Source organism: Streptacidiphilus monticola, assembly GCF_042658505.1.
GTDB classification, from domain to species: Bacteria; Actinomycetota; Actinomycetes; order Streptomycetales; family Streptomycetaceae; genus Streptacidiphilus; species Streptacidiphilus monticola.
In genome coordinates, this window is the sequence record NZ_JBHSQJ010000221.1 from 1 (window position 1) to 1,167 (window position 1,167).

General features: G+C 66.5%; 2 protein-coding genes. Both read right to left on the bottom strand.

All coding sequences use genetic code 11. The features are described from left to right. Positions 1-7: 7 nt before the first annotated feature. Positions 8-295 carry a barstar family protein gene (locus ACFP3V_RS31435; protein WP_380591132.1) on the bottom strand — a complete coding sequence of 96 codons (288 nt, stop codon included), beginning with the start codon at positions 293-295 and terminating at the stop codon, positions 8-10. Between the two features lie 179 nt (positions 296-474). After that, positions 475-1,167, bottom strand: a 693-nt coding sequence (locus ACFP3V_RS31440; RefSeq protein WP_380591135.1) for a hypothetical protein, incomplete at its 5' end; no start/stop codon positions are given.

Sequence of the window (1,167 nt, forward strand, 5' to 3'; positions counted from 1 at the left end):
CCGACGCTCACCATGATCGGTACGACAACGGCTTCTCAGATCGGGCCGGTACCCGCGGCGACTCGTCGAGATGGGAGGCGAGCCTGGCGGCTCCGCGTGGCACGCTCTCCACGAGGTGCGCCCAGCCGACGCACCGAAGGTGGCTGGGGATCTCGACCAAGCCCGTCACCGCGTCCCAGAAGGCGTCCCAGTTGCGGCCGTAGAACGATGGGAAGCCCAGCTCACGCGCCAGCAGCTCGTGCAGTTGGCGTTCGTCTTCCACCAGGCCGACGTCAATCGTGATCACGTCCGACATGCTCCCAGAGCGTAGGGCTCCGGGCCGTCCCTGGGCCGTGCGAGGTGGATCAACGTCGCCCAACAACGACAACCGCCGACCGCTCCCCCGCAGGTCGGGGAAATGACCGGCGGCTGCACCGCAGGTGAGAGACCCGGGGCGTCACTTCTTCGGCTTCTGATAGCGACAGACCTTGTCGGTCAGGCCGGACGGAACACCAGGGCAGGGCCCTCGTGTGTGCTCAGGAGTTCGGACAGGCTTGCCCGGTACGGGGTCCCGGATTCAACGAGGCCCTCGGAAACGCAGGTCATAGGCACCCGCTTCGTTTGCCCGTCCGCTGGACCGCCAACGAACGTCGAGAGCACGAGGATCGCTTGAGGACCCAGCGAAGGCTGGCCCAGTGGTTCCGAGGGCCCTTCGGTCACCACCGCCCCGGCGTAGTCAGACACATTCGCGTGCCGGTACGCCGAGGTCAGCGCGGCAGGCTGGAGATTCAACGCCTCAACGATCGCCCAGTGCCTCTCCTCGGCGAAGAGCTTCTGCTCGTCGTCAAGCCCCTCCCCGCTCAGCAGGCTCCCCAGGCGCTCAAGATTCACACTGCCGACGCCGAAGGGGGCAAGGACACGAGCATCGGCGCCCTCGGCTCCCTGGGGCCGGGGCTCGTCCAGGCCGTACACGCGACCGGCACATCTGATGTGGATCTCACCGTTCTCGTCCTCAATTGCTTCGCCCAGGCATGAGATGTCCGAGTAGTAGCGGTGGGCGACCTCGCCACCCTCGTAGACGCGCAGCGTCAGCAAGTCCGAGTCGTGGACGCTGTGGACGAGCACACGAAGGCCAGCAGCGCTGCTCAGATAGGAGTCGTCCGTATCCCTTTCCGGGACGTCTCGCGG